The sequence below is a fragment of the Amycolatopsis sp. NPDC005961 genome, assembly GCF_040629235.1.
Taxonomy (GTDB): Bacteria; Actinomycetota; Actinomycetes; order Mycobacteriales; family Pseudonocardiaceae; genus Amycolatopsis; species Amycolatopsis camponoti.
On sequence record NZ_JBEXVF010000072.1, the window covers coordinates 1 to 18,481 of the forward strand.

13 protein-coding genes are annotated in these 18,481 nt (G+C 73.3%); 10 read left to right on the plus strand and 3 right to left on the minus strand.

Going from position 1 to position 18,481, the window contains the following annotated elements:
• The first annotated feature begins 46 nt into the window (after nt 1-46).
• Together ABZ342_RS40315 and ABZ342_RS40320 are read left to right on the plus strand one after the other, a co-directional pair.
• A complete protein-coding gene (locus ABZ342_RS40315) occupies nt 47-2,044 on the plus strand; it encodes a LuxR C-terminal-related transcriptional regulator (RefSeq protein ID WP_360484837.1) in 1,998 nt (665 codons plus the stop codon).
• A complete protein-coding gene (locus ABZ342_RS40320; protein WP_360484840.1) occupies nt 2,038-4,779 on the plus strand; it encodes a LuxR family transcriptional regulator in 2,742 nt (913 codons plus the stop codon). The genes ABZ342_RS40315 and ABZ342_RS40320 overlap by 7 nt, the downstream gene beginning before the upstream one ends.
• Before the next feature lie 60 nt (nt 4,780-4,839).
• Here the strand turns inward: ABZ342_RS40320 and ABZ342_RS40325 are convergent, their stop codons facing one another.
• The 3 genes from ABZ342_RS40325 to ABZ342_RS40335 form a co-directional block, all read right to left on the minus strand.
• Complete coding sequence (locus ABZ342_RS40325; RefSeq protein ID WP_360484843.1) at nt 4,840-6,657, minus strand: arabinofuranosidase catalytic domain-containing protein; 1,818 nt, start codon at nt 6,655-6,657, stop codon at nt 4,840-4,842.
• Nucleotides 6,658-6,897: 240 nt separating this feature from the next.
• Nucleotides 6,898-7,149, minus strand: coding sequence for a hypothetical protein (locus ABZ342_RS40330; protein ID WP_360484922.1), 252 nt, complete (start codon nt 7,147-7,149; stop codon nt 6,898-6,900).
• Nucleotides 7,150-7,187: 38 nt separating this feature from the next.
• A complete protein-coding gene (locus tag ABZ342_RS40335) occupies nt 7,188-8,879 on the minus strand; it encodes a DUF4157 domain-containing protein (RefSeq protein ID WP_360484846.1) in 1,692 nt (563 codons plus the stop codon).
• A gap of 343 nt (nt 8,880-9,222) precedes the next feature.
• Here ABZ342_RS40335 and ABZ342_RS40340 point away from each other — a divergent pair, with 343 nt between their 5' ends.
• From ABZ342_RS40340 to ABZ342_RS40375, 8 genes are all read left to right on the plus strand, one after another.
• Nucleotides 9,223-10,425 (plus strand): ROK family transcriptional regulator, encoded by a 1,203-nt coding sequence (locus ABZ342_RS40340; RefSeq protein WP_360484849.1) that lies wholly within the window; start codon nt 9,223-9,225, stop codon nt 10,423-10,425.
• Nucleotides 10,426-10,654: 229 nt separating this feature from the next.
• Nucleotides 10,655-11,839 (plus strand): ROK family protein, encoded by a 1,185-nt coding sequence (locus tag ABZ342_RS40345; protein ID WP_360484852.1) that lies wholly within the window; start codon nt 10,655-10,657, stop codon nt 11,837-11,839.
• Nucleotides 11,836-13,338: a sugar ABC transporter ATP-binding protein gene (locus ABZ342_RS40350; RefSeq protein ID WP_360484855.1), complete on the plus strand. Its 1,503-nt coding sequence runs from the start codon at nt 11,836-11,838 to the stop codon at nt 13,336-13,338. Before ABZ342_RS40345 ends, ABZ342_RS40350 begins: the two co-directional genes overlap by 4 nt.
• Nucleotides 13,335-14,333 carry an ABC transporter permease gene (locus ABZ342_RS40355; protein ID WP_360484858.1) on the plus strand — a complete coding sequence of 333 codons (999 nt, stop codon included), beginning with the start codon at nt 13,335-13,337 and terminating at the stop codon, nt 14,331-14,333. Before ABZ342_RS40350 ends, ABZ342_RS40355 begins: the two co-directional genes overlap by 4 nt.
• 38 nt (nt 14,334-14,371) lie before the next feature.
• Nucleotides 14,372-15,427 carry a substrate-binding domain-containing protein gene (locus ABZ342_RS40360; protein WP_360484861.1) on the plus strand — a complete coding sequence of 352 codons (1,056 nt, stop codon included), beginning with the start codon at nt 14,372-14,374 and terminating at the stop codon, nt 15,425-15,427.
• Nucleotides 15,428-15,461: 34 nt separating this feature from the next.
• A complete protein-coding gene (locus tag ABZ342_RS40365) occupies nt 15,462-16,610 on the plus strand; it encodes a Gfo/Idh/MocA family oxidoreductase (protein WP_155547017.1) in 1,149 nt (382 codons plus the stop codon).
• The gene (locus ABZ342_RS40370) at nt 16,607-17,611 is read left to right on the plus strand and encodes a sugar phosphate isomerase/epimerase family protein (protein ID WP_360484864.1); all 1,005 of its coding nucleotides are present in this window, start codon (nt 16,607-16,609) and stop codon (nt 17,609-17,611) included. The genes ABZ342_RS40365 and ABZ342_RS40370 overlap by 4 nt, the downstream gene beginning before the upstream one ends.
• 9 nt (nt 17,612-17,620) lie before the next feature.
• On the plus strand, nt 17,621-18,475 hold the full coding sequence (locus tag ABZ342_RS40375; RefSeq protein ID WP_360484867.1) for a TIM barrel protein: 855 nt from the start codon (nt 17,621-17,623) through the stop codon (nt 18,473-18,475).
• Nucleotides 18,476-18,481: the final 6 nt, after the last annotated feature.

The following is an 18,481-nucleotide window of genomic DNA, read 5'->3' on the forward strand; positions in this document are numbered from 1 at the left end:
GGCGTCCCGCCGCGGAGCACCGGTCCCAGGACCATGCCGCCCTCGGATGCTCGGGTTGCTCGGCCGGCTGCCCGACGACCTGCGACGGCTGCTGCGCGCGTTCGTCGTCGCCGGGCACGTGCTCACCCCGGAACAGCTCGGCCCGCTCGCGGGCCGTCAGACGCTGCCGCCCGCACGGGCCTGGCGCGTGCTCGTCGGGATCGGGCTCGTGCCGGGCCGCGGGCGGTGCGCCGACCCGGGGATCGCGACCTGGGTCCTGGCCGGCATGACCCGCGCCGACCGGGCCGAGCTCTACGGAGCCGCCGCGGAACTCGCGCACCGGTGCGCCTTGCCGGAGGAGGACGTCGCCCGGCTGCTGCTCGGCGCCGGCCCGGCCGGGACCCGGTGGGCGCTCGACGCCCTCCTCGCCGCGGCGAGGAGCGTCGCCGGCCAGGCCGGGGAAGCGGCCCCGTACTACCGTCGCGCGCTCCTCGAACCGCTCGCGGACACCACCCGGGCGCAGCTCACGCTGGAGCTGGCGGCCGCCGACGGCGCGGCCCCGCACACCGGGGAGGTGCGGCTCGCCCGCGCGGCGTTGACGCCGACCGCCGGCCCGCTGCTGGGCGAACGGCTGGCCGCGGCGGACCTGCTCGTCACGCGCTGTGCCCCGGAACGGGCGGCCGGGCTGCTGAACGGGCTCGCCCCGGGGACCGCGACGCCGGATCTCGGCTCCCTGGCCGCGTTGCACTGGCTCGCCACCGATTCGCCGGACGGGGTCCCGGCACTCGGGATCCCGCCGGCGGCCTACGCCGAGGACCGCCTCGACCCCGACCGCGCGGGCGCCGCGGCCTGGCTCACCGCGACCCGGGGCACGGACCCGCGGCGGGCGCGGAAGCTGGCCAGGATCGCGCTTTCGCCGGTCCGGGGCGACACCCGCCTCTACGCGCCGAGGATCGCCGCCGCGTGGACGCTCATGGCCACCGACGACCCCCTGGAAGCGGCGGAGGCCCTCGACGGCGTGCTCGCCGACGCGCGCCGCCGGGGATCGCGGGCCGCGGCCGCGCTGGCCCTGCTCACCCGCGGCCGGCTGAGCCTGCGCCGCGGGCGCGTCCCGGCCGCCGAAGCCGACGCCGAGGCCGCGGTCGAGGGCTACCCGCTCACCCGGTGGCCGCCGCCGATGGCCCGGGCCTGGCTGGGCCTGCAGATCCTGCTCGGCCTGGCCCGCGGCGACCGCGACGCGGCGGAGCGGGCGGCCGCGACCCCGACGCGCGGGACCGCGGCCCGCCGGGGCCGCCACCACCTGGACACGCAGCTGCTGTTCGCCCGCGGCCTGCTCGACTGGACCGGGCAGCGCCCGCGGGCCGCGCTGCACCACTTCCAGGAGTGCGGCCGGATCCTGCTGAGCCGGGGGTGGGTCAACCCGGCGCTGGTGCCCTGGCGGTCGCTCGCCGGCGTCGCCCAGCGCGACCTGGGCCACCCGGAAGCCGCCGAAGAACTGGTCACGGCCGAGTGGGAGCTGGCCAGGGCGTGGGGAACCCGGACCGCGACCGGGCTGACCCACCTGTTCGCGGGCATCGCCCTGCCCGCGGGGAGCGCGTCGTTCCGGCTCACCCGCGCGGTCGAAGCGCTGCGGGACTCGCCGGAGCGGATCTGGTACGTCACCGCGGTGCTCCGGCTCGCCGAGGCGCAGCTCGACGCCGGCCAGCCGGCCGGGGTGTCCGGCCTGCTGCACGAAGCCGGGCGCCTGGCGAAGGCCTACCGGCTCGACGCCCAGTCGGCGCGGGTGCGCGAGCTGACGGCCCGGCTGGCCGCGCAGCCCCGCCCGGCGGGCTCGGCCCAGCGCGCGGATCGCAAGCGGCAGGCCCTGTCGGAGACCTCGGCGCAGGTCGTCGACATGGTGGTGCAGGGGCTGCCGAACGCGGAGATCGCGCGGCGGCTGGCGGTCGGCAAGCGGGCGGTCGAGGTGCGGCTCACCCGGATCTACCGGCACTTCGGCGTCGCCGGGCGCGCCGAGCTGCGGGCGTTGTTCGCGTTGGAGGACGGGGAGTTCGGGACGCCATGCTGATCGAGCGCGACGCCGAGCTGGCGGTGCTGGCCGACCTGCTGGACGCCGGCGGCCGGGGAACCGGCTCGCTGGCGGTGATCGGCGGACGGCTCGGCTGCGGCCGCTCGGCGCTCCTGCACGCCGCGGCCGGGCTCGCCGGGAAGAAGGGGACGCGCGTGCTGCGCGCGTCCGCCGCCCCGACCGAACGCCGCTTCCCGCACGGGGTGGCCCGGCAGCTGCTGGAACCGCTGGTGGCCGAGGGCCGGGACCTGCCGGCCGAGCTGAGCCTGGTCAGCCCGCCCGAGGCGGCGGCTCTCGCGGTGGGACGGCACGCTCTCCTGCACCGGTTGTGGGTGCTGGTCGCCGAAGTCGCCGCGGACCGGCCGGTGGCGCTGCTCGTGGACGACCTGCAGTGGTCCGACGCCGAGTCGCTGGGCTGGCTGGCCCACCTCGTCAACCGGCTGCGGGCGATGCCGCTGGTGGTCGTGGCGACCGTGCTCGACGGCGACGCCGGTGCCGACCGCCCGGTGGTCGGCGACCTGGTGCGCGCGGCGGCCGTGGTCCTGCAGCCCGGGCCGCTGTCCCCGGCGGGGACGCGGGCGTTCCTCGAACGCCACTGCGGTGAGCCGGCCGGCGACCGTCTCGCCACGGCGTGCCGCGAGGTCACCGGCGGCAGCCCGATGTTCCTGGGGGCGCTGGCGGACGCGATGCTCGCCGAGGACCTCCGCCCGGCCGACGGGCAGCTCGCCGAGGTGCTGGCGCTGCGGCCGACCGGCCCGTCCCACCACATCGCCCGCTGCCTGCGCGCCCAGCCGTCCCGGGTGGCGGAGCTGGCGCGGGCGCTGACGTCGTTCGGCGAGCCCGGCGACGCCGCGGCCCTCGGGCGGCTGAGCGGGCTGGACCCGGCGGACCTCGAAGAGGCCGCCGGAGCGTTGCGACGCCTGGGTTTGCTGGCCGCGGACGGGGTCCGGTTCGCCGGAGCCCGGATCGCCGAAGCCGTCGCGGGCACCATGACCGTGTCCGAACAGGACGAGCTGCGGCTGCGCGCGGCCGAGGTGCTCTACACCGACGGCGCGCCCCTGGAGCGCATCGCCCGGGAGCTGCTCGCGACGACCGCCGAACCGGCGCCGTGGGGGACCGAGGTGCTGCGGGGCGCGGCCGCCGCCGCGGCCGACCGGGGCGAGGCCGAGCAGGCGGCCCGGTACCTGCGGCACGCCCTGCTGTACACGACGTCCGAGCGCGGCGTGCTGCTCGCGGACCTCGTCGCGGCCGAACGCGGACGCGACCCCGGCGCCACCACCCGGCACCTCCAGCAAGCGCTTCCCCTGCTGCGGACCGCGGCCGAGCGGGCGGACCTGCTCTGCCGGGTCCCCGCCCTCGCGACCGCGCGCAGCCGCGAGGAAACCGAGCTGCTGCGCGGCACGCTCGTCGAACTGGCCGCGAACGGCGGCGAGGAGGACCTCCGGGCGCGGCTGGAAGCGCGGCTTTGGTTGCACGGGCAGGACAACGCGAGCACGTTCACGGCGGCGGCGGACCGGCTGCGCCGGCTCGGCCCGGACCCGGCACCGGCGGGGCCGGGGCAGCGCGAGCTGGTGGTCGCCCTGCTGCACGCGGCCACGCAAGCCGAGACGGTGCCGCGGCGGGCGGCCGCCGACCTCGCCCACCGGGTCCTCGGCCGGGAACCCGGCGGTCCCGCGCAGATGTTCACCGTGCTGCCGCTGGTGACCGCGGTGCTGGTGGCCGCCGACGCCACCGAAGGCCTGGAGTCGTGGCTGCTGGCGGCCGCCCAGCCCGGCGCGGACGAGCCCGGGCTGGCGGCGCTGCAGGCGTGGACGAACCAGGCGAAGCTGTGGGCGGCGACGGGCAGCCCGGTGCGGGCCAGGGACCGCGCGCTCGAGGCGCTCGACCACGCCGCGCCGGACTGGTCCGCGGTGGTCACCGACTGCGTCGTCCTGCTGGCGCGCCTGGCGATCGAGCTGCGGGACGACGAACTGGCGCTGCGGGCCCGCCAAGCCGCCGCCGACGCGCGGCTGGCACCGTGGGAGCTGTCGATGGTGCACGGCGCGGTGGCGGTGACGGCCGGGGACCTGCCCACGGCGATCGAGTACGTCGAGGACTACGGCCGTCAGGTGAGCCGGGCCGGGCGGACGAACGTGGCGTGGTACCCGTGGCGCCTGCTGGCCGCGACCCTGCACAGCCGCGCCGGCCGGCGCGGGCCCGCCGCGGAGCTGGTCGAGCGGGAGTACGAGCACGCGCAGCGCTGGGGCGCCCCGGCGGCGCTCGGCCGGGCGTTGCGGGCCCGGGCGGCACTGGCGGCCGGGCCACCGGGGATCCGGCTGCTGCACGAGTCGGTGGCGGCACTGGCGACGTCGGGGGACCGGCTGGAACTGGCCAAGTCGCTGATCGCCCTGGGCAGGCGCCCCGGCGTCCCCGACGCGGACGACCACCTCCGCCGCGGCCGCCGGCTGCGCTTGCTGTGCGACCTCCCCGACCCGGCGCCGGGCGAGAACCCGCCCGGCCGCGCGTTCGCGGGCGACCCGGCGTTGACGACGACCGAGCAGCGCATCGTGGAGCGCGTGGCCCGCGGCGGCCGGAACCGCGACATCGCGGCCGAGCTGGGGGTGACGACGCGAGCGGTGGAGAAGCACTTGACGAGCGCGTACCGGAAGCTGCGCATCAAGGGCCGGGCCGAGCTGGTGCGGGGTACGGCGCCGGCTCCCGACCACCACGATCTGGCGGATCCCCGCGCGGGGTGACTGGGGGTGTCGTGAGTGGGAAACAGGGTTCTGGCCCTGTTTCCCACTCACGACCCCGGATCAGAGCAGGGCGAACTTCTGGGCCGCCGAGCTGTTGCAGTCCCAGATCTGCAGCCGCGTCCCGTTGCCCGTCGCGCCGTTCGGCGAGTCGAGGCAGCGGCCGGACTGGGGGTTGCGCAGCGAGCCGTCGGCTTGCTGGGTCCACCCCTGGCCGCCGACGCCGTTGCAGTCCCACAGCTCGACCTGGGCGCCGTTCGCCGTGCCGTTGCCGACGATGTCCAGGCACCGGCCCAGCGTCCGCAGCGCGCCGCCGGACAGGTGGAACCAGTGCTGGTCCACCGCGAACGACTGGCAGTCCCACAGCTGCACGGCCGTCCCGTTCACGCCGTGGTCGTCGCCGGCCACGTCGACGCACTTGCCGCCCGGGCCGGTGATCGGGCCGCCGCCGGTGACCGAAAACTTCTGCGCCGCCGAGCTGTTGCAGTCCCAGATCTGCAGCCGGGTGCCGTTGGCGGTGGCGCCGTTCGGCGAGTCCACGCAGCGGCCGGACTGCGGGTTGCGCAGCGAGCCGTCGGCCTGCTGCACCCACTTCTGGCCGCCCACGCCGTTGCAGTCCCACAGTTCCAGCAGCGCGCCGCCCGCCGTGCCGTTGCCCACGACGTCGAGGCACCTGCCCAAAGTGGACAGTGACGAGTCCGCGTTGTGCGCCCAGTGCTGGTCGGAGGCGTTCGCCTGGCAGTCCCACAGCTGCACGGCGGTGCCGTTGCCACCGGTGTCGTCGCCCGCGACGTCGAGGCACTTGCCGCCGGGGCCGGAAACCGTGGCCGCGTAAGGCGGTGTGCCGGTCGACCCGGAATACCCGACGGAGACCACATTGGCCTGGACGGCGTCGTCCGCCGCGTCGGTCGGGTAGCCGGCGGTCATCACGCCCTCGAAGAACGAGCCGATGGACGCGTTGCTGTTGTCGCCGCCGGTGCCGAGCACGATCGAGCCCTCCTGGTGCATCGGCGTGTACCCGCCCGAGGGCAGCGCGCCGTTGTACCAGGTGGTCAGGCCGCCGCTCTGGGAGTTGCCGCCCTTGAGCGCGAACGTGGTCTGGCCGTTGTTCTTCAGCAGCGCCGTGACGAACGGCGTCGCGTTGCCGCGGTTGGCAGTGTTGGAGCGGTTCCCTTGGAACAGCCCGTTTTCGAGGTCGCCCGCCACCCACGGCCCGATCCCGGTGCACGGCGGGAAGTAGCAGGTGGTGCCGAGGTTGACGGCGTCCATGTGACCGTTGCCGGTGTCGGCGATCTGCGCCTCGACGTTGCCGTAGTCGAAGCAGCAGCCACCGTTGACGTGCGTGCCGCTGGCGACCATGTACATGCCTTCGGGCTGGCCGTTGACCGCGACACCCGCGCCGACGTAGTGCCGGTACCCGGTGCCGGGGGAGACGTAGACGCCGTAGACCTTGTGCCCGCCCGCGGTGACCGGCAGCGCGGACGCGATCGCGGCGACGTCCTGCCCGCCCGCGGTGCCCGGGCCTTCGACCGTGAGGTCGTTGTGGCGGGGGGACTGGTCGTAGATCACCGTGATGGTGCACGTCGTCCCGGCGCAGAAGGAGTCCTGCGCGGCGGCATCGGCGTACCCGCCGGTGGCGAGCAGGCCGATGTTCGTTTCGGCGCGGTCGGAAGCGCGCTGCACGCGGTAGAGGTTGCCGGCGTAGGCCGAATAGAGGGCACGGGTGGTGCTGTGCGCGGCGACGCACTGGGTGCCGGCGGAGCCGTAGATGTCGCACGGCAGGGAGCCGGCGGCCTGGGAGGCGGTGCTCAGGCCGAGCATCGTCACGAGGACGAGCAGGGCCGTGGTGAGGGTGGCGAGGATTTTTCGACCGCGGGGCACGGGAACCTCACTCTCGAAGCCGCAGGCGGCGGCCTGCGCGGATTTTTACAACGTTGTATTTCCGGGAGAGAAGGGGGATGCGGGAGTGCGAATGGGGATGTGGGGAGGGTATGGCCGGGTTCTCGGCCGTGTCAACCGTGCACGTGCGAATGGTCCAGTCCACTGCGGTGCAAGGGTTCGAAACGGTGCGAAACACTTCTCGCAAAAGGATTTCCCGGGCAAATCCGGCGCCGCCGCGGATCAGGTCGGAATCGCCGGGAAGGACACGGCCGCTGCCGGGCCGAGGCTGATCGGCGGACGCTGGTCGGGTGCCGACGGCGAGCCGCGCCCGCACAGGCGCTCGGCGAGGTACCGCACCGTCCACGACGGCCGGGCGCGCAGCCGCGCCGCCGCCGGCCGGATCGCCAGGGGCAGGTACCCGCACCGGCCGGCAACGTCGTGGACGGCGCCGGTGTCGGTGGCGCGCTCGTCGCCGGGGACGCCGGTGGACAACGCGGGCCGGCCGCTGACCCCGGCCGAGCGGCCGTCCTTCAGAGCCAGGTCACGACCTGCACCTGCGCCGGCCTCAGCCAGCGGACGCGGTCGATGTTCACGACCGGGCTGAGCTTGCCTTCCTTGTCGCTGACGCGATCGGTGTGCGCGAAGAGCTCCTCGGTGGCCGCCTCGGCCGGCCAGACGGCCACGGCGGTCGCGTCGCCGAGATCGACGGCAGGCACGCTTCCCCCGGCCACCTGGACGTCCACGGACCGCACGTCCTTCGTGGCCGGCCGGCCGACGACGTTGCGGATGGTGATCCGCGGCGGCATCCGGAGCACGAGGAACCGATACGAGCGAGCGTCGGTTCGTCTCCATTTGGTGGCGTCGATCGGCCCGTTGACACCGTTGGTGTCGAAGCCGCCCCACTCCTTGAACTGCACCTTCTGGAAGCCGATCCGGCTGATGTCGGCGAACCGCGCGAGCGCGACCTTCTCGAAGGGTGTCGCGACCACCGACGGCGAGGGCGTGACGAGAGGGTCGATCCACACGAACTCGTACGTGGATTCGCCGAACCTCGGCGTGCTGTTCCACCGCGCTTCCGTCTCCGACCTGGTGTAGCCGCGCTGCCAGCTCAAACTTTCGAACCTCGCGCTCGCCGTGGTGCCCTCGAGCCCGGCGCCGCCGCCGCTGAACCGGAGCGCCACGAGGAAGCCCAGGGTCGGGTTCTCCTGCTGTTCCTTGGCCAGTTCCGGTTCCCTCGCCGCGAACTGCTCCTGGATCCGCCGGGCGTTGCCCCGCTCGATGAGCGAGTTCAGGGCCACGCTCGCGCCGAGGATCACCAGCGCCGCTCCGGCGCCCGCTCGCTTGGCGAGCGACGTCTGCCCGCCACCCCCCGCGCCGGCTCCCGGCGGCGCCTGCCCACCGGCTATCGGACCGCCGCCGCCACCGGATCCGCTCACGGTCAGCGTGGCGACGCGCCGGAAGTAGCGCACGGGGATCTTCTCGAGGGTGCCGAATTCGGAGTAGCTCTTTCGTGTTCCCATGTCACGGAAGTTCTTTTCGAAGTACTGCTGGTCGATCGTGAGTTCGTACTTGTAGCGGAGGTTCGCGGTGACCGGAGCACCGGTGTGGTCCGCCGCGTCCTGCTGGGAGACGCCCTGGTCGTAGTCCGTCAGGCGCGGGTAGCCGGGTGGGGAGCTGAACGTTTCCCGGTTTTCGAGGTCGCCGTAGTGGTAGAGCCGCACGGTGCCGGTGGTACCGGGGTGCCCGCCCAGCACCGGAGGCGCCGGCGGAGCTTCCGGCGGGTCGCCGTTCGGGGCGCGCTGGATGGCGAGCGCGCCCTGACGTCGCTGCTGGACGACGTGGGCGAGCTCGTGCGCGACGAGGGCGCGGCCGGCCGGGGTGCCGGGCTGGTACCGGCCCGCCGCGAACGCGATGTCGTCACCGACCGTGTACGCCGCCGCGGACATCGACCGGGCCGCCGCGTCGGCGGCCGGCCCGGTGTGGATCCGGACCGGGCCGAAGTCCGGCCCCGGGCCGGGCCCGCCCGGGGCCGACGTGACGTGGTTCGCGACGGCGGCCGCCTCCCGCTCCCCGGCGTCGCCGGGCTCGCTGATCCTCGCCGCGCCCGTTCCGGCGGAGATGCCGTCCGCCACGCCGGCGAACGACTGCTCCATGGTCCGGCGGACGTCGTCCGGCAACGGCGTCCCACCGTCGTGCACAGCGGCGACCGCGGCGTTGCCCACGGCCCTGCGCAGAGCACCCGGGTGATCCGGCGCGGGCGCCCTTCGCGGCGCGCGCTCCGGTTTCGCGGCTTCCGTCGCGCGTTGCCGTTCCGCTGGTTCCCGTTGCGACGAGCCCATCGTCTCCTCCTCCGGTTCCCCGGCCGGCCTGCCGGGGCCGCTTCCGCTCGTCGACGAGGACGGCCGCGCGACGCCGCGGCTGCCGGAGTGGCGGGAGCCGCCCTGGGTGTCACGCTGGCACGGGCCGTCGACAATCCGTCGACAGTCGTCGACCGCTCCTCGGCACCACGGCCGCGACCAGCGGCGCTCCCCGGGGCCGGACGACCCACGCAGTAGGCTGAAGCGAATGAGCGCGGCATCCGGCACGGAGCACTCGATGGTCGAAACCCGGCACCAGACCCGGCTGCTCACCCTGCTGCGGGACGAGGGCCCGATGTCACGGGTCGAGCTGGGGGAGCGGCTGGAGCTGCCGCGGGCCCGGGTCGGAGCCGAGGTGACCCGGCTCGCGGAGGTCGGGCTCGTCGAGACCGCCGGGCCGTCGGCCAGCCGCGGCGGGCGGCGTTCGACGCTGGTCCGGCTCGCGGGCGACCTGCGGGTGCTCTCGGTGGACGTCGGCGCGACGTCGGTCGGCGTGGCGGTCACCGACGCATCGTGTGAGGTGCTCGCGCACGCCGTCGAGGACTGCGACGTCCGGCAGGGGCCGCACCCCGTGCTGCGGCGGGTCGCCGAGCTGGCGGCGAAGATCCGGGACGAGGCGCCCGGCCGGCTGATCGCGGCGGGCATCGGGCTGCCGGGGCCGGTCAGCTTCGCCGAGGGGATGGCGGTCGCGCCGCCGATCATGCCGGGCTGGGACCGGTTCAACGTGCGGGACCACCTGGGCGGGCTCTGGGGCTGCCCGGTCGCGGTGGACAACGACGTCAACGCGATGGCGCTGGGGGAGCGGCACGCGGGTGTCGCGCGGTCGACCGACGACCTGATGTTCGTCAAGATCGGCACCGGGATCGGCTGCGGCATCGTGCTCGGCGGCAAGGTGTACCGCGGGGTCGCCGGCACGGCGGGCGACATCGGGCACATCCGCCTCGACGACTTCGGCCCGACCTGCGCGTGCGGTGAGGTCGGCTGCCTGGAGGCCTACTTCGGCGGTGCCGCGCTGGCCCGCGACGGGCTGGCCCTGGCCCGCAGCGGCCGCTCGGCCCACCTCGCCGAGGTGGCCACCGAACGCGGCGCGGTCACCGCCCGCGACGTCGGCCGCGCGGCCGCGGCGGGCGACTTCGGCGCGGTCAACCTCATCCGCGACGGCGGTCGCCGGCTCGGCCAGGTCGTGGCTTCGCTGGTGAGCTTCCTCAACCCGGGCATGGTCGTGATCGGCGGCGGCGTGGCCCAGCTCGGGCACCAGCTCCTCGCCGAGGTACGCGGCGCGGTCTACCGCCGTTCGCTGCCCCTGGCCACCGGCAACCTCCCGATCGTGCTGTCCGAGCTGGGCGAGACAGCCGGCGTGATCGGGGCCGCCTGGTCCGCGACGGACCGGGCCTTCACGCTCAGCAGCTGACCCCGCGCCACGCTCTCACCCTCGGTCGCCGGACAACTTCCCCTCGTAATGTCGGAATCGGACAGACTTTTGCATCGCCAAACCGAAAGTCTGTCCGGTTTCGCACGTCTATCCGGGTGAAAACCGGACGTAACGCGACTACATCACCTTGACGAGTGATGCGCGCCACCCTACTTTCGCTGGCTGAGAGACAAAGTCCGTGCAGGGCGCAGCAGAAGTGAGAGGCACCGTGGCCATCACCGGAACGAGGCGCGTCGACCCGGCGAGCCCCCGTACGGCGAACCTGGCCGCGGTCCTGCGGGCGCTGCGCGCCGGCCCGCTCTCGCGCACGCAGCTCGCGGCCCGCTGCGGGATCGCGAAGTCGGCGGTTCCCGGTCTGCTCACCGAGCTGGCCGGACGCGGCCTGGTCCGGCCGGCCGGCATCCGGCCCGGCAACGGACGGCCGAGCCGGCTGGTCGAACTGCACGGCGAAGACGCGTACGCACTGGCTCTGGGCATCGAGGCCGATCGGCTCTCGGCGCTGGTCACCGACCTCTCCGGCCGGGTGCTGGCCGAGCGGGCGGAGACCGTCGACGTCGCCGCGCTCGGGCTTCAGAGAGGCATGGACGAGCTCGCCGACCTCGCCCACCGGGTGCTGCCCGGCCCGCCGGTCGGGGTCGCGATCTCGGTGCCCGGGCTGGTCGACTCGGCCGCGGCGGTGCTGCGGCTGGCCCCGGCCCTGCGCTGGCGCGATGCCGAGATCGCCGGCCTGATGGCGGCGCGGCTGAACCTCCCGGCCGACGCCATCGCCGTGGACAACGACGCCAACCTCGGCGCGCTCGCCGAGACGGCCGCCGGCGCCGGCGACCTGTTCTACCTCGGCGGCGGTACCGCGGTCGGCGGTGGGCTCGTCTCCGGTGGCACCATCCTCCGCGGCGCGCGCGGGTTCGCGGGCGAGGTCGGGCACATCGCCGTCGACCCGTCCGGCGAACGCTGCTCGTGCGGCCGGACCGGCTGCCTCGAAACGAAGGCGAACCTGGCGGCCGTCCTGCGGGCGGCGGCACCCCCGGGCGATCCGCTGCACGATCCCGCCCTCGGCGTCGAAGGCCGGGTCGCCCAGCTGAAGCACCGCGTCCGGCAAGGGGACCGGCGCGCGGCCACCGCGGTCCACGACCTCGGCGTCGCCCTCGGCATCGCCCTGTCCACGGTGGTCGACGTGCTCGACCCGGACGTCGTCGTCCTCGGCGGCTACTTCGCCGAGCTCGCGGACTGGCTGGTGGAGCCGATCCGCGTCGAGCTCGCCGTCCGGCCGCTCGGCCACGCCCGGGTGGTGCCGTCCCGGCTCGGCCTCGGGGCCCCGCTCCGGGGGGCCGCGCACCTGGCCGCCGAGCGGCTGTTCGCGAACCCGACGCTCGTCGAGGAGGCCTCGGTATGAGCCTGCTTTCCGTCCGCGGCATCGTGAAGACCTTCCCGGGGGTGCGCGCGCTCGACGGCGTCGACCTCGACGTCGAACCCGGCGAGGTGCACTGCCTGCTCGGGCAGAACGGCGCGGGGAAGTCGACGCTGATCAAGGTCCTCGCCGGGGCGCACCAGCCCGACACGGGGGAGATCACCTGGCAGGGCGAGACCGTGTCGCTCGGTTCGCCGGTCGACGCGCTGCGCCTGGGCGTCGCCACCATGTACCAGGAGCTCGACCTCGTGCCCGGGCTTTCGGTGGCGGACAACATCTTCCTCGGCCACGAACGCGCCCGTTTCGGCTTCACCCGGATCTCGCAGGCCCGCGACGAGGCCGCCCGCCTGATGGCCCGGCTCGGCCACCCGGGCATCCGGCCGTGGCACGAGGTCGGCAAGCTCTCCGCCGCCGGCCAGCAGCTCGTGTCGATGGCCCGCGCGCTGGCGCACGACGCCCGGCTGCTCGTGATGGACGAGCCCACCGCCGCGCTGGCCGGCGAGGAGGTCGACAACCTCTTCCGCATCGTCGGCGAGCTGACCGCCGACGGCGTCGCGGTCGTCTACATCTCGCACCGGCTCGAAGAACTGCGCCGGATCGGGCACCGGGTGACCGTGCTCAAGGACGGCCGGACCGTCGGCACCGGCCTGGACGCCGCCGCGACGCCGACCGCGGACCTCGTCGCGCTGATGGCCGGGCGCAAGGTCGAGACCGTCTTCGGGCCACGCCACGACGGGCACGCCGACCGGACCCGGCAGGCACTCGAAGTCGAGGGGCTGACCCGGGCCGGTGAGTTCGAGGACGTGAGCTTCACCGTGCACGCGGGAGAGGTCGTCGGCATCGCCGGGCTGGTCGGCTCCGGCCGAAGCGAGCTGCTGGAGACGATCTTCGGCGCGCGCAAGGCCGACAGCGGAACCGTTGCCGCGCAGGGGAAACCCCTGCGTTCCGGCAGCGTGCTCGCCGCCGTCAAGGCGGGCGTCGGGCTGGCCCCGGAGGAACGCAAGAGCCAGGGGCTCCTGCTGGACCTGCCGGTGGTCCACAACGTGACGCTGGCCAGCCTCGCCCGCTACGCGAAGTTCGGCTTCACCGAGCGCGGCAAGGAACTCGACGACGCCGGCGCCAGCCTGCGGAGCCTCGACCTCCGGCCCGCCGACCCTCGCCGGATCGTCCGCACGCTTTCCGGTGGGAACCAGCAGAAGGCGGTGCTCGCGCGGTGGCTGGTGCGCGGGTGCAGGGTGCTGCTGCTCGACGAGCCGACGCGCGGGGTCGACGTCGGCGCCCGCGCCGAGCTGTACCGGCTGATCGACGAGCTGGCGGCGACCGGCGTGGCGATCGTGCTGGTGTCCAGCGAGATCCCCGAGGTGCTCGGGCTGTCCGACCGGGTGCTGGTGCTGCGCGAGGGCCGGGTCCTCGCCGACCGGCCGTCCGCCGGCCTGACCGAGGCCGAAGTGCTCGACGTGATTCTGGAGGGGAGCGCGGCATGACCGAAACCCAAGCACCGCCACAGGAAGCGCTTCCCGTCGAACGGAAGCGGTTCGCCTTCCGGGCCGACCCGCGGCTGCTCGGCCTGGCCGGGGTGCTCGTCGTCCTGTGCCTGGTCGGCCAGTTCACCCGGCCCGAGCTGTTCTTCACCGAAAGCAACATCTCCACGATCCTGCGGCTGGCCGCGGCGATCGGCGTGGTCAGCGTCGGGATGACGTTCGTGATCATCAGCGGCGGCATCGACCTGTCCGTCGGCTCGATCGTCGCGCTCTCGAGCGTCTGGCTGACGACGCTGGCCACCCAGTCCTACGGGCCGTGGGTGATGATCCTCTGCGGGCTCGCCGTCGGCCTCGGCTGCGGGCTGGTCAACGGCGTGCTCGTCTCCTACGGCAAGGTCGTGCCGTTCATCGCGACGCTCGCGATGTACGTCTCGGCGCGCGGGCTGGCCGAGCGGATCAGCGGCCGCCGCACGCAGGTGGTCGCCGACCAGGACTTCCTCGCCTTCTTCCGCGGTGCCCTGCTCGGCATCCCGGTGCTGATCTGGCTGTTCGCGCTGGTGTTCGCGGTCGGCTGGGTGGTGCTCAACCGCACCACCTTCGGCCGCCGGACCTACGCGGTCGGCGGCAACATCGAGGCTTCGCGGCTGGCCGGCATCAACGTCAAGCGCCACCTCGCGCTCGTCTACGGCGTGGCCGGGCTGTGCTGCGGGATCGCCGCGCTCATGGTCGTCGCGCGGACGACGGCGGGCGCCTCCACGAACGGCATGTTCTACGAGCTCGACGCCATCGCTGCGGTCGTCATCGGCGGCACGCTGCTCACCGGCGGCCGCGGCTCGCTGATCGGCACCCTCATCGGCGTGCTGATCTTCACGGTGCTGTCCAACCTCTTCACGCTCAACAACCTGGACACCGACATCCAGAACATCGCCAAGGGCGTGATCATCGTGCTCGCCGTGCTCTTGCAGTTCCGGGCCAGGAAAGCCAGGACCGCCCCGTAGACACCACAGTCACCACCGCAACACCGATGGAGGCCGTCATGACCGAACAACCTTTCCTCGGCCGCCGGGGATTCCTGCTGGGCGGGGCCGCCGTCGGCGCCGGCGCGCTGCTGGCCGGCTGCACGTCGAACACGCCGGCGGCGTCGGAGTCCAACGCTCCGGTCGCCAACGCGGGGAACAACGCCCAGCCGGGCAAGCCGGTCACGATCGGCTTCTCCGCGCCGGCCGCCGACCACGGCTGGATCGCGGCGATCACCAAGAACGCCAAGGCGCAGGCGCAGAAGTTCAGCGAGGTGAAGTTCAACGCCACCGAGGGCACCAACGACGTCAACCAGCAGATCTCCCAGGTGGAGACGCTGATCAACGCCAAGGTCGACGTCCTGGTGATCCTGCCCTTCGACGGCAAGGCGCTCACCTCGGTCGGGCAGCAGGCGATGGACGCCGGCATCCCGGTGATCAACCTGGACCGCGTCTTCGACACCCCGCTCGCGTATAGAACGTGGATCGGCGGCGACAACTACCGGATGGGCGTCAACGCGGGCAACTACATCGCCGCGGAGCTCAAGAAGAAGAACGTCGCGAACCCGGTCATCGGCGAGGTCGCCGGGATCGATTCGCTGCCGCTGACCCAGGAACGCAGCAAGGGCTTCGCGGACGCGCTCGGACGGGCCGGGTTCAAGGTCGGCCCGCGCGTCTCGGCGCAGTTCACGTCGGAGTCGGGTGAGCAACAGACCGCGAACCTCCTGCAGGGCGCGCCCAAGCTGGACGCACTGTGGAACCACGACGACGACCAGGGCATCGGCGTCAACGCGGCGATCGACACCGCGGGCCGCAAGGAGTTCATCATGGTCGGCGGCGCCGGCTCGAAGAACATGATGAACCTGATCAAGGCCGACGCTTCGCCGATCAAGGCGACCGTGCTCTACAGCCCGTCGATGGCCTCGACCGCCGTCGCCCTCGCCCGCCTGCTCGGGCAGGGCAAGGGGATCGGCGACCTGGCCGAGCACGACATCCCGGCCGAGATCACGACGTACTCCGCGGTCGTGACGAAGGAGAACGTCGACCAGTACCTCGACGTCGGCTTCGACTCCTGACCCGGTATCCGCAGGCACAGCACCAAGGAGGGGTATGAGCCCGGCACGGGAAACGATCGGGATCGGGATGGTGGGCCACGCGTTCATGGGTGCGGTGCATTCGCACGCCTGGCGCAGCGTCCACCGGTTCTTCGATCCACCGCTGGTGCCGAGACTCGCCGTCCTCGCCGGGCGCGACGAGACCCGGGCCAAGGCAGCGGCGGAAAAGTTCGGCTGGGACGCCGTCGAGACCGACTGGCGGAAGCTGATCGCCCGGGACGACGTCGACCTGGTCGACGTCTGCACGCCGGGGGACAGCCACGCCGAAATCGCGATCGCCGCGCTGGAGGCCGGGAAGCACGTGCTGTGCGAGAAGCCACTGGCCAACTCGGTCGCGGAAGCCGAGGCGATGGCCGAGGCGGCGCGGAAGGCCCGCGACCGCGGGGTCCGGGCCATGGTCGCCTTCAACTACCGCCGGGTGCCCGCGCTCGCGCACGCCAGGAACCTGGTGGCGAGCGGGGCGCTCGGCGAGATCCGGCACGTGCGATCGGTCTACCTGCAGGACTGGCTGTCCGATCCCCAGGCGCCGATGACCTGGCGGCTGCGGCGCGAATCCGCCGGTTCGGGTGCGCTGGGCGACCTCGGCGCGCACATCGTCGACGCCGCCCAGTTCGTCACCGGCGAGGTGATCACGGGCGTCTCGGCGCTGACGAACACCTTCGTGAAGCGGCGGCCGTCGGAGAACGGCGGCACGGACGACGTGACGGTCGACGACACCGCGTTGTTCCTGGCCCGGCTGTCCGGGGGAGCCGTCGCGAGCTTCGAGGCGACCCGGTTCGCGCTCGGGCGCAAGAACGCGATGCGGCTGGAGATCAACGGGTCGAAGGCGAGCCTGGCGTTCGACTTCGAGTCGATGAACGAGCTCCAGTGGTACGAGGGCACCGGCACCGAAGCGGGCTTCCGGCGGATCCTCGTCACCGAGCCGGAGCACCCGTACGTCGGGGTGTGGTGGCCGCCGGGCCACCTCCTCGGCTACGAGCACACGTTCACCCACGAAGTCGCCGACCTCCTCGCGGCCATCGGCGCGGGCACCGATCCCACGCCGGGCTTCGACGACGGCCTGCGCGTCCAGCGGGTGCTCGACGCCGTCGAACAGAGCGCGGCGGCGGAAGCGAAATGGACCGCGGTGGAGGAGACCCGATGAGCCGTCCGGTCACGTTGTTCACCGGCCAGTGGGCGGACCTGCCGTTCACCGAGGTCTGCAAGCTCGCCGCCGACTGGGGTTACGACGGCCTGGAAATCGCCTGCTCGGGCGATCACTTCGAGGTCGACCGGGCACTGTCCGAAGAGGACTACGTGCCCGGCAGGCTGGCGCTGCTGGCCGAGCACGGGCTCAAGGTGTGGGCGATCTCGAACCACCTCGTCGGCCAGGCCGTCTGCGACGACCCGATCGACGCCCGGCACCGCGCGATCCTCCCGTCCCGCATCTGGGGCGACGGCGAACCGGAGGGCGTCCGGCAGCGGGCGGCGGCCGAGATGGCCGACACCGCGCGGGCGGCGGCGAAGCTCGGCGTGGACACCGTCATCGGCTTCACCGGGTCGAAGATCTGGAAGTACGTGGCGATGTTTCCGCCGGTCACGCGCGATGACATCGATGACGGTTACGCGGACTTCGCCCGTCGCTGGCACCCGATCCTCGACGTCTTCGACGAGGTGGGCGTCCGGTTCGCGCACGAGGTCCACCCGTCCGAGATCGCCTACGACTACTGGACGACCAAGCGCGCGCTCGAAGCCGTGGACCACCGGCCCGCGTTCGGGCTGAACTGGGACCCGTCCCACTTCGTCTGGCAGGACCTCGACCCGGTCGGGTTCATCCTCGACTTCGCCGACCGGATCTACCACGTCGACTGCAAGGACACGAGAAAGCGCTTCGACGGCCGCAACGGCCGGCTCGGGTCGCACCTGGCGTGGGCGGATCCCCGCCGCGGCTGGGACTTCGTGTCCGTCGGCCACGGCGACGTCCCGTGGGAGGACTGCTTCCGGGCCCTGAACTCGATCGGCTACACCGGCCCGATCTCGGTGGAGTGGGAAGACGCCGGGATGGACCGGCTCCGAGGCGCGGCAGAGGCGGTGAAGTACCTGCGCGAGCACCTGTTCGACCAGCCGTCGGCGGCTTTCGACGCGGCTTTCAGCAACCAGAAATGAGGGAGTTCCATGTGCGGTGACAGGCCAGAGCAGCACTCCCGACGGACATTCCTGAACGTGGCGACAGCGGCCCTCACGGTGGGCGCGGCGGCCATCGCGTTGCCCGGTACCGCGGACGCCGCCACGGCCCGGCGCCGGATCCCGCTCGACAAGATCAGCATCCAGCTCTACTCCCTGCGGTCGCTCCTGCAGAACGATCCCGAAGGCACGCTGTCCGCGCTGGCCGACATCGGCTACCGGAAGGTCGAGCTGGCCGGCACCTACGGCCGCAGCGCCACCGAGTTCCGCGCCATCCTCGACCGTTGCCACCTCAAGGCCTCCTCGACGCACGTCGGCATCGACGGCGACCTGAACCAGGTCATCGCGGACGCGAAGATCCTCGGCAACCGCTCCGTCGTGGTGCCGTACGCGAACTTCGGCACCATCGCCGAGTGGGAGACCTTCGCGGGCCGGATGAACACCGCGGCCGTCACCTTCAAGAAGGCCGGGCTCAAGCTCGGCTACCACAACCACGACCACGAGTTCCACCCGATCGACGGCGTCCTCCCGTACGACGTCCTCACCGCGAAGACGAACAAGCGTGACGTCCACCTGGAAATCGACCTCTTCTGGGCGGTGAACGGCGGCGCGGACCCGGTCGAGCTGTTCCGCCGCAACTACCCGCGCGTGACCCAGTACCACGTCAAGGACCGGACCGCGGACGGGCAGATGGTCGACCCCGGCGCGGGGGTCATCAACTTCCCGCGCATCTTCGCCGCGTCCTGCCACACCATCGGCGAGTACATCGTCGAGCACGACCAGCCGGCCGACCCGCTGAGCACCGCCAAGGTCGGCTTCGAGTACCTCCGCACCGTTCGGTTCTGACTCCCG

Coding starts and splice junctions, on each gene's coding strand:
- ABZ342_RS40365 (WP_155547017.1), top strand. CDS start 15,462: ATGAGCCCGGCACGGGAAACGATCGGGATCGGGATGGTGGGCCACGCG.
- ABZ342_RS40340 (WP_360484849.1), top strand. CDS start 9,223: ATGAGCGCGGCATCCGGCACGGAGCACTCGATGGTCGAAACCCGGCAC.
- ABZ342_RS40350 (WP_360484855.1), top strand. CDS start 11,836: ATGAGCCTGCTTTCCGTCCGCGGCATCGTGAAGACCTTCCCGGGGGTG.
- ABZ342_RS40360 (WP_360484861.1), top strand. CDS start 14,372: ATGACCGAACAACCTTTCCTCGGCCGCCGGGGATTCCTGCTGGGCGGG.
- ABZ342_RS40315 (WP_360484837.1), top strand. CDS start 47: ATGCTCGGGTTGCTCGGCCGGCTGCCCGACGACCTGCGACGGCTGCTG.
- ABZ342_RS40355 (WP_360484858.1), top strand. CDS start 13,335: ATGACCGAAACCCAAGCACCGCCACAGGAAGCGCTTCCCGTCGAACGG.
- ABZ342_RS40370 (WP_360484864.1), top strand. CDS start 16,607: ATGAGCCGTCCGGTCACGTTGTTCACCGGCCAGTGGGCGGACCTGCCG.
- ABZ342_RS40320 (WP_360484840.1), top strand. CDS start 2,038: ATGCTGATCGAGCGCGACGCCGAGCTGGCGGTGCTGGCCGACCTGCTG.
- ABZ342_RS40375 (WP_360484867.1), top strand. CDS start 17,621: ATGTGCGGTGACAGGCCAGAGCAGCACTCCCGACGGACATTCCTGAAC.